This is a genomic window from Dyadobacter sp. LHD-138, from assembly GCF_030929615.1.
Taxonomy (GTDB): Bacteria; Bacteroidota; Bacteroidia; order Cytophagales; family Spirosomataceae; genus Dyadobacter.
Window position 1 is genome coordinate 1 of record NZ_JAVFVU010000003.1, and the last position, 14,390, is coordinate 14,390.

Here is a 14,390-nt window from a genome sequence, read left to right on the forward strand (position 1 = left end):
AAAGTCGAAATTGAATGGGGATTGCTTGCAATAGCACAGAATATTAGAAAAAAAGCTGCTTAGAAGGGCTTGTTATTACATAATTCAATCTGATAACGCTCTGAGCTTTTGATAGAAGCTTAAAAAAGATAAAACATCACGAAAGCCTATACAAAACAAAGAGGGCGCCTCAATTCGAATTTGAGACGCCCTCATTATACTCTATAAAGTCACGATCTATCCCAGGCTTAAACTGCCCCATTAACAAGCGGAATCACCTGACTGCCGATCAGCTTTATAGATTGCATCAGTTGTTCATGTGACAATCCGGCATTATCCATTTGAAAAGTAAATCTTGAAATTCCTCCCAAAGCCTGGCTGTGCCTGATGATTTTATCAGCAACTTCCTGGGGATTCCCAATCACGTACGCTCCCCTAAGACTTCTTTGGGCATCAAAACCTTGACGAGTTACGGGAGGCCAGCCGCGTTCCCGGCCAACTTTGGTCATTGTTTCCGCGTGACCCGGATAGTACTCATCAATGGCCTGCTCTGTGGTTTCGGCCACATACCCAAATGAGTGCAAGCCTACTTTCAACTGCTCAGGTGAAAAACCTGCTTTTTTACCCGCGTTCCTGTAAAGATCCACCAAGGGAGCGAAACGATGGGTCTCCCCTCCGATGACGGCCACCATAAGCGGCAGGCCAAGCGTTCCCGCCCTTGCGAAGGATTCAGGCGTTCCTCCCACACCAAGCCAGATGGGAAGCTGCTCCTGCAACGGCCGGGGATAAATAGCCTGGCTATTAAGCGTTGGGCGAAACCTGCCCGACCAGGTAATGAATTCATTGCTGCGGATCGAAAGCAAAAGCTCCAGTTTCTCGATGAAGAGCTGGTCATAATCTGCAAGGTTAAAACCAAACAGTGGAAAAGCATCGACCGAAGAACCACGCCCCACCACCATTTCAGCGCGTCCTTTTGAGATCAGATCCAGCGTTGCATACTCTTGAAAAACCCTTACAGGATCAGCCGCACTCAGCACCGTGACGGCACTCGTTAACTTTATCTTTTTTGTACGGGCCGCTGCCGCTGCCAGAATAACAGCCGGTGCAGAATCCAGATACTCTTTTTTGTGGTGTTCACCGATACCAAAAACATGCAGGCCTGCCTGGTCGGCAATTTCGATTCGTTCCAGTAACTCGCTCATCGCATCTACGCTACTGAGCACGCTTCCGCCTGCATTACTTAACATTGCCGAGGCAAAACTGTCTATTCCAATCTCCATACGATCTACTTGTTTATAATTATACCCCGGTCTGCGCACAAACCGGGCCAAACTTTTTGTTGCAATCAGACCTAAACAACGTTAAAATTCTCTAAGTCTGTCCGTTTTTTTTGACGATACAAATTTAACTACACTAACTATATAAAATATATTACTATACAAAAGGATACCAGTATCCTTTTGTATAGTAATATTAAGAAAAAGATTATCCATACATTGGTAAACTAAAAATAGTATTATTGCAAGACATAAATTTTTGCATTTTTGCAAGCGGAACTTTATCTTATTCACAATCCTGCAATTTACCGATTTATAGAGTCAAACAATGACTAACGGCCCCTTGGATGAACAACAGTTATGGAGCGCATTTCAATCAGGAAATGAGGATGCCTACACCAGCCTCTACCGGCTGCATGTAAAAGCAATGTATCGTTACGGCATGAGCCTTGTATCCGTTTCCGAGGCCTTTGTATTTGACTGTATTCATGATGTTTTCACCGAGATATGGGTGAAGAGAGAGCGATTGTCTATACCTGAAAATGTTCGTTACTACCTTTTAAAATCATTAAAAGTCAGAATTATACATCTCTTGCAACGACAAGAAAAACCACATTCGTCCCTGACCCGGGAAGAATTTGACGATCTGTGGTCAGAGCCTTCCATAGACGAGCTGTATGTCCAGAAAGAAGAGGCAGAAAATCGGCAGGAAATGATGCGCAAATTAATCGCGCTTCTACCCCATCGCCAGCAGGAAGCAATCCGGCTCCGTTTCACCGAAAATATGGATTATCAGGAAATTGGCAATATCCTTGATGTAAACCGGCAATCTGCCCAAAATCTGGTGTATCGCGCCGTTCAGAAATTGCGCGAATGGCTTATTTGACCGTATTATCTATTTTTTTCTACTTTTTATACATTTTTTAATTCCAGGTGAGTATGAACAGGGCTGTTTTGTTATCTACTGATAAATAACAGCAAAAAAGGTGAATACAGACTATACAAATTTCGGAACGATTGACCTGGCAACAGATGAGGCATTTCTTCGGCACTATCTGTCTTCGACTTCCGAATCCGAACATTTTTGGAATAACTGGCTCCTTAACAATCCGGGCAAAATAGCCGAATGGGAGGAAGCACGCAAGCTTGTGGAAGCAGTCCAACTGGGATTGACAGACTATACCCGCACATACCTTTCCAAGGAAGCAGAGGAAGAACTGCTCAAAAGAATAAGGGAAACCAATTATTTGGAAGAAATCCGCCAGGCAAAAGTAATACCTGCAACGATCTGGAAGCAAAGTCGTTTACTGGCTGCCTGCATCGCCTTGGCGGTCATAGGTCTGGGATACTGGCTGAGTCTTTACAGTATTTCCGGGGATTCAATTTATCAGCAGCAAACCTCAGAACTCCGGAATACGCTCATTGAACAAGTCAATTCACAAAAGGAACCTAAACTGATTTACCTGCCCGACAGCTCCGAGGTTCTGCTTTTCCCTGCCAGTAAAATGAGTTACCCGACAACCTATGGAAATGACAACAGAAACGTATACCTGACAGGGAAAGCTGTTTTCGATGTGCGTAAAAATCCTGAAAGACCATTTTTAGTGTACGCAAACGAAATTATCACGAAGGTACTGGGCACCCGTTTTGAAGTAAGTGCTTTCGAAAAAGACAAAGACGTTGTCGTTAAAGTCCAAAGCGGGCAAGTATCAGTGTACCAGGAGAAGGAATATGTGAACAGTCCCAACCCCAGTTCGGAAAAAGCGGGCGTGTTACTTATGCCAAATCAGCAGGTGATATTTAAAAGAACCGGAGAACAATTTAATAAAACGCTTGTAGAAAAACCTGCCTTACTTCTGACACCAACTACCGATCAGTTTGTATACGATGAAACACCGGTCACGCAGGTTTTAAAAAATGTCGGGGCTGCTTACGGTGTGGACATTGTTTTCAGCAACGAACTGCTGCAAAGCTGCGATCTGACCGCGAATCTTGCCGAAGAACCGCTTAGAGGCAAGCTGGATATCATCTGCCGGTCCATCGGGGCTACCTATGAAATCGTCGATGCGCAGATCATTATTACCGCCAAAGGTTGTAGTAACACAAAAAATTAATATTGCTAAACCCTTAATTTAATCACTGCCCAATGAAAAAACCAACTTAAAGTAACCCACCAAAAAAGGCCAACGATGCTTGCTCCATCGTTGGCCCAGACTTCCTTTTCTATAACAGCCTTGCCAGACTGATAGGGAGCCTTATGTCCGAATCTTTCAACAATTACGAACAAACAATCAAAAATATGGAACATGCCAGAAATTTACTATTCCTATTTATGAAAATCTCATTGGTGCAAATATTTATGTTTTGCGCATTTTTCGGAGTTTCGTGGGCAAATGACCTGGCTGCACAGGAATTGCTCAACCGGCGTCTTTCTCTGGATGTAAAGGAGAGAAAAATAAAAGTGGTATTAAAAGAAATAGAAAAGGCCACAGGTATACATTTTTCGTATAGTCCGCAGGTTATCGAATCGAGTAGGCCCGTTACCCTTTCCGTAAAGGATGTAACTTTAGGAGAAGTTCTGAAGCAATTGCTCACGCCCATGCAAATTTCTTACGACGTGACCGGAAAACAGGTCATTTTAAGCAACTCGTCCCCGATATCCCAACCCGGAAAAAATGACCAGTCGCAGATACAAAACATGATCGATAAATCCGTGAGCGGACGCGTTACAGATGAACGTGGTGAAGCATTGCCGGGTGTGAGCATCATGATCAAAGGAAGTAATCAGGGGACCAGTACGGATGGTGACGGCCATTACAAACTAACTGTACCGGAGGGTGCTGTGACACTTATTTTCAGCTTTGTGGGGTACCAAAGCAAAGAGATCTCTGTGGACAAAGCCACTGTTAACCTGCAAATGACGGCAGATATTAAATCGCTGTCGGAGATGGTGGTGGTGGGTTATGGCGTTCAGAAAAAAACATCGGTCACTGCGGCAGTTTCCACACTGAAGGGCGATGAAGTAGCAGCCATTCCGGTTACCAATCTGACGAACAGCCTTGGAGGAAGATTGTCGGGTGTCATTGTAAAACAAGGTTCCGGAGAGCCTGGAAGGGATGGTTCCAGCATTTTTATCAGAGGTATTTCTTCAACCGGAGCCAATCAGCCCCTCCTAATTGTCGACAATATCCCGCGTAGTTTCCAGCACCTCGACCCCAACACCATTGAATCGTTCACGGTATTAAAAGATGCAGCAGCAGTTGCCCCGTATGGCGTAGCAGGTGCAAACGGTGTGGTGCTTGTAACCACCAAAAGAGGAAAAAAGGGCACGCCAAGTCTCACGTACAATGGCTATGTAGGTTTTCAGAATCCGACAGTCCTGCCCGATTACGTAAGTGCCCACCAGTTCGGTCTATTGAAAAATGCGGCAGCAGCAGCTGCCAATTTACCTAAACCCTACTCAGATGAGGCCCTTCAGAAGTTCCTCGACGGTTCAGACAAAGATGCCTATCCAAGTCATGATGTCCGAAAAGAACTGATCGCTAAGAATTCTGTCATCACAACCCATAATATTGAACTTTCAGGTGGTGCCGAGCGTGTTTCCTACTATGCCAGTGTCGGCTACATGCATCAGGGCGGTATGTGGCAATCCACAAATACCAACCGTTATAACCTGGCGCTCAACCTGGATGCCAATGTTACAAATTCTACAAAAGTCTCCCTGAATGTAAATGGCCGTGTGCAGAAATCGCTCTATCCCTCCATCAGTACCCCCCGGATTTTCGAACTGCTTCATTACGCGCATCCGCAGAACGGCCCCTTGTTTTTCAGTAACGGCATGAATGGTTCGTATGTTACAGGGAGCATTCTCAATAGTGGTTATCAACGTGATAAAACGACAAGCATCTACTCACAGCTTTCCATTGAGCAGCAGGTGACTTTCATTCCTGGGTTGAATCTGAAAGCAACTGTGGCTTATGACCCGACCACGGACATGAGTAAAACATGGGTGTTACCTGTTCATATGGCTTCTATCAATACCACCCAAAAACCCTATGTCATTACCGACGGTATTTTTGGCCAGCCCCTGCCTTCGCTGAACGAAAGTATCTCCAACTATCATCAATTGACGTATCAGGCCGGATTAAATTATAACCGTTCATTCGGCAAGAACAATATTGGTGTTCTGGGGTTGTTTGAAGCAAAGGCAAACGACGGCAGAAGCCTTGCCGCTTCACGCCGGAACTACAATCTTACGATCGACGAAATCAATATGGGCAGTTCCAGCAATGCCGACATGACCACCAGCGGAACCTCCTCTTCTGCAAGGCAGCTTGGCGTGGTGTACCGTGTGACCTATGATTACGCCGACAAGTATCTTTTGGAAGCCAGTGGCCGGTACGACGGAAGCTATTATTTTTCACCAGAACAACGATTTGGCTTTTTCCCCGCATTTTCGGTGGGATGGCGACTATCGGAAGAACCCTTTTTAAAAGGGAAAGCAAACTGGCTTGATAATCTAAAACTAAGGGCATCCTACGGTGAAGTGGGCGCCCTGGCAGGAAGCCCGTTCCAATACCTTAGCACATACAGTGTAGCTGGCCCGGCTTATGTTATTGGCGGAAATGCCGTGCAGGCTGTCCGTGAAAGAAATCAATCCAACCCGAACATTACCTGGGAAAGAGCCCGGAAAACGGATGTTGGCCTGGAAGGCACCTTGTGGCGCGGACTTCTGAATTTTGAAGTGGATTATTTTTACGAAAAACGCTCCAATATGCTCGTTAATCCTGACGTCATTCTTCCTTTGGAATATGGAATCGGCCTGAGTCAGGTCAATAACGGGATTATGGACAACCGTGGTTTTGATCTTTCTCTGGGTTCAAATTATCGTATTTCAAATGATCTGCAAATTTCTTTATCGGGCAATCTGACCTATGCAAAGAATAAGGTATTACAGGTTTTTGAAACGGCTACCACTTTTAACAATCCCAACAGAAGAGTTACCGGCCGCCCCTTAGGCACCCAATATGGTTTCCACGCATTAGGCTTTTTTCAGGTTGAAGATTTTGATGAATCGGGAAAGCTCAGGTCGGACTTTGCCGTTCAGCCTTGGGGAAAAGTACAGCCGGGCGATATCCGTTACCAGGACATGAATGCCGATGGTAAAATCAATGATGACGATATAACAACCATTGGAGACCCTGTATCCAGTCCGCGAATTATTTATGGAATTTCACCGGGTGTGCGTTACAAAAACTTTAATCTCGACCTGCTTTTCCAGGGCGCTGCAAAAACAAATTTCTATTATGAAATGGACGCTGGCTGGGCATTTTTCAATGGAATGGGCGCCTTCACGGACCACATGGATTACTGGACACCCGAAAACCGTAATGCTAAAAATCCTAGAATAACGGCGGCTCCTACCACCAACAATACGCAGAAGTCGAGCTTCTGGATGGGCAATGCAAGTTACCTGAGACTAAAAAGCGCGACGATCTCTTACACGCTGCCTGCCGCAATCAGCAAGAAAATCAAAACACAAAGTACCAGATTTTACGTATCCGCCCAGAATATGCTTACCTGGACAACACTGCGAAATTTTGATCCGGAGGTGGGGCACAGCCGGGGATGGAATTACCCGCAGCAAAAAGTAACTTCAATAGGTCTGAACATTACGTTTTAAACCCGCTAAATCACTACATCATGATCAACATCGGAATTATACGCAAGTACAGTGGGAAAGCCATTTTAGTATGTTTGTTATTGACACAACTCTCCTGCTCTGATTTTCTGGAAGTTGAATCCAGAGAACAGGTTTCTGACGCTACCCTGTGGCAAACAACGGGTAATGCAGACCTTTTCCTGAACAATGTCTATTCAGGCATTCCCGGTCCGTTCAACACTTTTGACCCGGGTGAAAATTTCACAGACAATGCCATGAACGGTGTGAACGGCCAGACCAGCCGGACACTTTATGCCAACTCGGTATATACGCCCAGCAACGCGCCCAGTGCCTGGGGCAGGTTTACCAACATCAGGGCTTGCAATTTGTTTATTGAAAAAGTCACGGCTTCTCAACTTCCTGAACCCTGGAAAAAAGTGAGGCTGGCAGAGGCACGGTTTGTAAGGGCTTATTATTACATGCTGCTCTGGACAAATTATGGGGGCGTTCCCATCATCGACAATGTGCTGAACCAAAATGAGCAGGGAGATGAAATTTTCCGTGCCCGAAATACCGCAGAGGAAACCTACCAGTTTATTGTATCCGAGTGTGCGGCCATTGCCAATGATTTACCGGAAACGGTGCAGGCAGGCAGGGCATCCAAAGGAGCCGCACTGACTTTACAGGGATTTTGTGAACTTTATCAGGCCAGTCCGCTCTACAACCCAACCAACGACAAGGCCAAGTGGCTGAAAGCGGCACAGACCAGTAAAAAAGTGATCGACCAGGCAACCTATTCTCTGTTCCCAAATTATGAAACCATGTTACTGGAAGCCAATAACAACAACAATGAAATCATTTTCGCCAAGCAGTATCTCGGCGGAACATCACTCGGTGGCGGCAGAGAAGGTTTGCAGGGGCCATGGATTGTCGGCGGTATCCAGCATGCCTATGGTGGCGTAAACCCAACTCAAGAGCTCGTTGACGAATATGCGATGGCCAACGGACTTTCAATTTCCGACCCTGCTTCGGGTTATGATCCACAGAAACCCTATACAAACCGGGAAAAGAGGTTTTATCAATCCGTTATCTATGACGGCGCATCCTGGCTGGACAAAGAAATGATCATGAAACAAGGTGTCGGTAGTCGTAATGCAACAGATTTGAGTAATACCAATGAAGCAACCAATACAGGTTATTATCTTAAGAAGGGGTTGGATCCCAAATACGCGGTTAACGGTGACCACAGGTTAAGCAGTGCCAACTTTGTTATTTTTCGTTATGCCGAAGTGCTTTTAAACTATGCAGAAGCACAAAACGAAGCAACCGGCCCCGATGCCTCCGTGTACGAAGCGGTGAATAAGGTAAGAGCAAGATCCGAACTGCCGGCACTGAAAACAGGGCTTACCCAGGAACAAATGCGGGTGGCCATTTACAGAGAGCGTCGTGTAGAACTGGCTTTTGAAGAAAAAAGATGGTACGACCTGATGCGTTTGAAACTGGCAGAAAAAAACCTGAATGGGACGCTTCACGCGATGGTTATCGAACAGACGAGCGGAAAATGGAATTACAAGGTGGTACCTGCACCCGACGGATCAAGAACTTTCTTTGCTGAAAAAAACTATGTTTTCCCTGTTCCGCAGTCAGCCATTGACCGCAATTCAAAACTGACACAAAACCCTAATTATTAAGTCAATATAAATCGAAAATGAAATCTGTATTTCATTTTACAAAAATACACCAATGTCTGTTTTAAAATTTCTTGGCTTTTGCTTAATGCCGATACTGCTGGTAACAACAAGTGCCGGCCTACGGACCAAACCTGTTTCCAGTGAAGTGCCACCTGAAAAGGCCCTCAGCACATTTCAGCTACCCGATGGTTTCCAAATCGAGCTGGTAGCCAGCGAACCGCTCCTATCGGACCCAGTGGCCATGGAAATTGATGAGTACGGCCGAATGTATGTCGTGGAAATGCACGGCTATCCATTGGACAAAAGCGGTACTGGAAAAGTCAGGCTGCTGGCGGATTCCGACGGTGATGGCAAAATGGACAAAACAACTGTGTTTGCCGAAGGACTGGTGCTTCCAACAGGTATCATGCGATGGAAAAAGGGAATTATCGTAACCGATCCCCCAAACGTACTCTATCTGGAAGACAGCGACGGAGATGGCAAGTCGGATATAAGGGACACGCTGCTGACAGGCTTCGCAATGTCCAACCCACAGCATAATTTCAACAATCCGCTGCTGGGAATAGACAACTGGATTTACCTGGGACACGAACCCGCAGTAACAGCTAAGGTTTTCCAGGAAGAGTTTGGAGACCGCGGTGGTGAGATCTTTTATCCCCAAATTAAAGACGGCAAAAAACTCCCCCAGAATGCACTGGGAAGGGGTGTCCGTTTCAAACCGGGTAAACAAGATCTGGAAATCCTTTCGAGCTATACGCAGTTTGGGCACACATTCGATACCTGGGGACGTTATCTCCTGGTCAGCAATGCCAATCCGGGCTATCATGAAGTAATTGCCTCAAGATACCTTAATCGAAACCCCAACCTGTTGGTTTCCAATGTGACCCAAACAATTTCGGATCATTCGTCTGAGGTCTTTCCAATCACCAAAAACCCGCTGCATCAGCTTTTGACAGACGTGGGTGTCTTCACTTCCGCCTGCGGAATTACCAGTTATCAGGGGGGGCTATTCCCCTCCCCTTTTGACAGCGTCACATTCGTTGCGGAGCCTGTGAGTAACATTGTTCACGCCGATATTGTCCGGGACAAAGGCGCCAGTTTTACGGCCGGCCGACTTTATAAGGATAAAGAATTTCTGGCATCAACAGATTCCTGGTTCAGACCTGTGAACATGTATGTGGGACCCGACGGTGCTTTGTATGTGGTGGATTATTACCGGCAGATCATCGAACACCCGGAATGGATGGCCGACGATGTAATCAAATCCGGAGCGTTATACAACGGGGTGGATAAAGGCAGAATTTATCGGATCACGCCCAAAGGAACCGGAAAGGCTGCCTGGACTGCCGGTTTAAAATTAGGCGACGCCTCGGATGATGAGCTGGTGAAGCAGCTGGCAAATCCCAACATCTGGTGGAGAAAAAATGCGCAACGGTTGCTTTTGGATCGCAAAGCCCTGAACGCAGTTCCAGCGCTGGAACAAATGGCGGTTAACCCTTCTTCTCCCGTCGGGAGGCTTCATGCCCTTTGGACGCTGGAAGGAATGGATAAACTAAACAGTAAACACATCATCACCAGTCTGGATGACAAGGAAGCCGGTGTGCGAGAAAATGCCGTCAAACTGGCCGAACTTTTTCTGGACAGCTCGCCCGAGCTTGTTGAAAAGCTATTGAAATTAAAAAATGACGGCAATGCAAAAGTTCGTTTTCAGCTCCTGTGTACTTTGGGTTTTGTGAATACACCGCAAGCTGCTCAGGCACGCCAGGCCATACTTTTTAAAGACTTAAACGACCCCTGGATACAAATAGCGGCACTATCGGCGGCCAACGCGAGCGATGGCGCTTTGATGGACGCCGTATTGAAAAATTACAAGTCTGGGGTTTCAGCCTATGCCTCCCTGGCCGAGCGCCTCAGCACGATGACCGGTGCCAGCGGAGACACGATTGCCATTAAAAATCTGGTAAAAAATGCTTTGGCCGTTCAGGGAGTAACAAACGGTAAATCCGACTGGCAGCCCGCGGTATTGCAAGGACTAGCGCAAAGTATGAACAAGCCCACCAATCCTGCCGCACTCGGGGAGATGAAAACCCTGCTGTTGCAGGCCGCACTTACTAACCGTTCCGCAGCTTTGCGTGAGTCCAGTTTGAAACTGCTAAAAAAAACAGGATTACCGCAAAATACTGCGTCAAAACTGGCTATGCAGCGGTCGGCAAAGGTAGCCGCCGACCCAACCGCAGCACCTGACCGGAGAACGGATGCCATTCAATTCCTTTCATTGGATAATCCGTCAAAATATGCGCAGATCCTTAAAAAACTGATTACGCCCAAGGAGCCAAAGTCCATTCAGCTCACTGCGCTGAAAACACTAAGTTCCATTCCGGATGAAACCGTGAGTAATTTTCTTTTGGAACAATGGTCATCGCTCACGCCTGAACTGCGCGATGCGGCCATCAATACCTTCATGGTCAATGACAAACGGATTAAGTTGTTGCTTGATGGTGTTGAATCAGGAAAAATTCAGCAGGAAACGATCGGCTGGCCACGCAGTGTGGGACTTATGGCGCAGGCAAATGAAGCACTTAGAAACAGATCGCGGGTATTGCTGACAAAAAAAGACGATGCCAGAGGTACAGTTATTAAAAAGTACAACGACGCATTGACACTTACGGGCAATGCATCGTCAGGAAAACAGGTCTACCAAAAAAATTGCTCGGTATGTCACCAGATCGGTGGAAGTGAAGGTGTTTCTTTCGGGCCTGACCTTGGCACAATCCGTAACCGTCGGCCGGAGTCGATCGTTGGGGATATTCTGGATCCCAACCTTTCCATTGCCGATGGTTATGATATCTGGATTATTGAACTGAAATCTGGCGAATCCGTACAAGGACTGATTTCAGCCGAAACGCCTACCGCCATCACGATGAGCAATTATGGCGGCCATAAAACGGTAATTGCCCGTAAAGAAATTAAATCCCTGAAAGCCCTGGGCATGTCCAGTATGCCAGCCGGACTGGAAGCTGAAATTGACCAACAGGCCATGGCCGACTTACTGGCCTACATCAAACAACCCAAATAAGATATAGCTATGCAAAAACTTTCATTTCGGAGCCTGTTTTTTTGTTTCCTTTTCGCAATTACAATCCTGCCAGACGTGTCAGTGGCGCAGCGCTTCCGGGCATCTGTGGTCAAGGTAGATATTACCCCTGATAACGCGCAGCAACTACTTGGCTACCACGCAAGAAAATCAACGGGTGTACACGACAAGATTTACCACCGAATTGTAGCAATGGACGATGGCAAAACACAGTTTTACCTGATCTCCACCGATATCTGTCTCATTTCACCGTCTCAATACGACAAACTGGCTGCCAGGTTACAAAAAGAACTTGGAATCAATCCAATGCATATTTGGTGGTCAGCTACGCATACCCATTCGGCGCCGGAAGTAGGTCCGGCTGGCTTGCCCTCCGTTTTCCTCGGTGACCGCTACAAGCACGACTTTGACGCAAAATATACCGATTTGGTTGAACAGAAGATCATAGACGGTATAAGGGATGCGAAGAAAAATCTTGCTCCCGCCAAACTGGGCATGGGTTGGGGATTGTCCAATGCAAATATCAACCGCCGTGCGCGAGGTATCGACGGCAAAACGAGTCTGGGTATGAATCCTGACGGCCCGGTCGATCGGCGGATTGGTATGATGCGACTTGAAAAGGCCGACGGCAGCCTCATGGCCCTGGTTGCCAACTACGCCATGCATGGCACCGTCATGAGCGGTGAAAACCTGTTGATCAGCGGAGACGGCCCCGGAATCGTATCAGAATATGTGGAAGAAAAGACCGGAGCCCCCCTCCTTTACATCAACGGGGCGGCTGGCAACATCGCTCCTATTTACAGTGTTTACCCAAGCCCCGGAGCTGGGCGTTTAAACCAGTTCAAAGCGATGCTGGGTGAAAAGATTCTTGATGCCAGTAAAAAGATCGGTGCAACAACCAATGAAGTTACCCTGAAAGCATCCGGGACCATTGTTGAGATCCCAAGAAAAGAAGGTTTAGGCTGGCCGGATGATCTGGACAGCTACACCCGCACGACAAAAGCTGGTACGAACATGGTGAAATTACCCGTCCGCTTTCTTAAAATTAATGACGACGTAGCGATCTGGAGCGCACCGCTTGAATTGTTTTGTGAGATATCAAACGAGATACGCGACCGCTCACCATTTCCCTATACGTTTTATTTCGGATACACCAATGGTTGGCTCGGCTATTTGCTTGCCGAAGAAGAGTTGAAATACGGCGGATACGAACCTACCGTTTCACCTTATGCGCCGGGTGCTGCAAAATCCCTGACGGAAGCCGTTTCCAATTATCTGCAGAGTGAAATGCGCAGCGGACACTAATCATCCTTTTAAACCTGAAACCAAAATTATAAATATGAAGCGTTTTCTCGGCCTTATCGCATTCCCGTTGCTAATCTGTAATCCTGCCCAAAAGGCATTGGCCCAAAAGCATCCTTTTTCCTGGCCAAACGGCAAAAAAATGGCAATCAGTTTAAGTTTTGATGACGCCAGAATCAGCAATGTCGAGGGCGGAACTGCATTACTGGACGAATATGATGTAAAAGCCACTTTTTACCTGGTCCCTGGCAGTGCAAAAAAGCGTCTGGAAGGCTGGAAAAAAGCGGTAGCAAAAGGTCATGAAATGGGAAATCATTCCATTAATCACGCCTGCAGCGGCAATTTTGTCTGGGCGCGGGGAAATCCACTGGAAAACTACACGTTGGAAAAAATGCGGGAAGAATTGCTGGAAACCAACAGACAAATTAAAGAAATGCTCGGGGTCACACCTACCACCTATGCCTACCCCTGCGGCCAAACTTTCATCGGCCGTGGAAAAAATACGCAGAGTTTTGTACCGTTGGTTTCTGACCTTTTCCTGGCTGGCCGTGGCTGGCTGGATGAGGCGCCGGTTGACCCCGCCTATTGCGATATGGCACAACTTACCGGCATGGAAATGGACGGAAAGAATTTTGAGCAAATACTGAATACCATCAATGACGCAAAAAAGGGTGGTCAATGGCTCGTTCTGGCAGGACATGAAACCGCAACCTCAGGCCCACAAACGACACGACTGGATGTGTTGCGTAGGCTCTGCGAATACGCGAAAGATCCCGCCAACGGTATTTGGATCGCCCCCGTTGGTGAGGTAGCCGCCTATGTAAAAGCGGCCCGCGACACGATCAACATTCCGGAGATGGTTGGCTCCAACAGCGCTAACGAAATTATTTTGAGCGCGAACAAAGGAAAGGGCATCGGTCCAAAAATCCAGTACATGCCCGACTGGAAGGCTTTCGGATGGTTCACTTCGGATGACCGTGTTGAATGGGACGTAGAGGTCAATAAAGCTGGAAAGTACGAAATCCAGCTTGACTGGTCCGTAGATGATAAGGAAGCGGGAAAACCCTTTACACTGGAAGCATCCGGAATAAAATTCGACGGAAAGGTTGAAAAAACAGGTTCCTGGGAAACTTTCAGAAAAAAAACCATCGGGCAGATTCAGCTAACCCCGGGAAAGCAAAAAGTTGTATTTCGGCCTAACGCAAAGTTTAAGGAAGGCGCTTTGCTGGATCTGAGAGCGATTAAACTTGTTTTGGCCAAATGAAGTTTATGACGGTTTGATCAATGAAACCGTCGTAAATTTAATACCATCGTTACCATTAAAATTTCATCCCTTGCCTTCATACGATAACCTGGGTGGCCCGCCAATAGCGTTACAAAAAATC

The 14,390-nt window shown here is 46.8% G+C and carries 8 protein-coding genes; 7 read left to right on the top strand and 1 reads right to left on the bottom strand.

Annotated features, from left to right (window positions below; translation table 11 throughout):
* Positions 1-227: 227 nt before the first annotated feature.
* The gene (locus tag RB622_RS01655; protein ID WP_308044747.1) at positions 228-1,259 is read right to left on the bottom strand and encodes an LLM class flavin-dependent oxidoreductase; all 1,032 of its coding nucleotides are present in this window, start codon (positions 1,257-1,259) and stop codon (positions 228-230) included.
* A gap of 325 nt (positions 1,260-1,584) precedes the next feature.
* Here RB622_RS01655 and RB622_RS01660 point away from each other — a divergent pair, with 325 nt between their 5' ends.
* The 7 genes from RB622_RS01660 (at position 1,585) to RB622_RS01690 (ending at position 14,269) form a co-directional block, all read left to right on the top strand.
* A complete protein-coding gene (locus RB622_RS01660) occupies positions 1,585-2,142 on the top strand; it encodes a sigma-70 family RNA polymerase sigma factor (protein ID WP_308044748.1) in 558 nt (185 codons plus the stop codon).
* A gap of 100 nt (positions 2,143-2,242) precedes the next feature.
* A complete protein-coding gene (locus RB622_RS01665) occupies positions 2,243-3,370 on the top strand; it encodes a FecR family protein (RefSeq protein ID WP_308044749.1) in 1,128 nt (375 codons plus the stop codon).
* A 218-nt stretch (positions 3,371-3,588) separates the two neighbouring features.
* The gene (locus tag RB622_RS01670) at positions 3,589-6,939 is read left to right on the top strand and encodes a TonB-dependent receptor (protein ID WP_308044750.1); all 3,351 of its coding nucleotides are present in this window, start codon (positions 3,589-3,591) and stop codon (positions 6,937-6,939) included.
* A 20-nt stretch (positions 6,940-6,959) separates the two neighbouring features.
* Positions 6,960-8,609 carry a RagB/SusD family nutrient uptake outer membrane protein gene (locus RB622_RS01675; RefSeq protein WP_308044751.1) on the top strand — a complete coding sequence of 550 codons (1,650 nt, stop codon included), beginning with the start codon at positions 6,960-6,962 and terminating at the stop codon, positions 8,607-8,609.
* Positions 8,610-8,661: 52 nt separating this feature from the next.
* The gene (locus RB622_RS01680) at positions 8,662-11,685 is read left to right on the top strand and encodes a PVC-type heme-binding CxxCH protein (protein ID WP_308044752.1); all 3,024 of its coding nucleotides are present in this window, start codon (positions 8,662-8,664) and stop codon (positions 11,683-11,685) included.
* A 9-nt stretch (positions 11,686-11,694) separates the two neighbouring features.
* Positions 11,695-13,008, top strand: coding sequence for a neutral/alkaline non-lysosomal ceramidase N-terminal domain-containing protein (locus RB622_RS01685; RefSeq protein ID WP_308044753.1), 1,314 nt, complete (start codon positions 11,695-11,697; stop codon positions 13,006-13,008).
* Between the two features lie 34 nt (positions 13,009-13,042).
* Positions 13,043-14,269: a polysaccharide deacetylase family protein gene (locus RB622_RS01690; protein WP_308044754.1), complete on the top strand. Its 1,227-nt coding sequence runs from the start codon at positions 13,043-13,045 to the stop codon at positions 14,267-14,269.
* Positions 14,270-14,390 lie beyond the last annotated feature (121 nt).

Excerpts from the sequence above, each read along its gene's own strand:
- RB622_RS01655 (WP_308044747.1), bottom strand. The coding sequence starts at position 1,259 with ATGGAGATTGGAATAGACAGTTTTGCCTCGGCAATGTTAAGTAATGCA.
- RB622_RS01660 (WP_308044748.1), top strand. The coding sequence starts at position 1,585 with ATGACTAACGGCCCCTTGGATGAACAACAGTTATGGAGCGCATTTCAA.
- RB622_RS01670 (WP_308044750.1), top strand. The coding sequence starts at position 3,589 with ATGAAAATCTCATTGGTGCAAATATTTATGTTTTGCGCATTTTTCGGA.
- RB622_RS01675 (WP_308044751.1), top strand. The coding sequence starts at position 6,960 with ATGATCAACATCGGAATTATACGCAAGTACAGTGGGAAAGCCATTTTA.
- RB622_RS01680 (WP_308044752.1), top strand. The coding sequence starts at position 8,662 with ATGTCTGTTTTAAAATTTCTTGGCTTTTGCTTAATGCCGATACTGCTG.
- RB622_RS01685 (WP_308044753.1), top strand. The coding sequence starts at position 11,695 with ATGCAAAAACTTTCATTTCGGAGCCTGTTTTTTTGTTTCCTTTTCGCA.
- RB622_RS01690 (WP_308044754.1), top strand. The coding sequence starts at position 13,043 with ATGAAGCGTTTTCTCGGCCTTATCGCATTCCCGTTGCTAATCTGTAAT.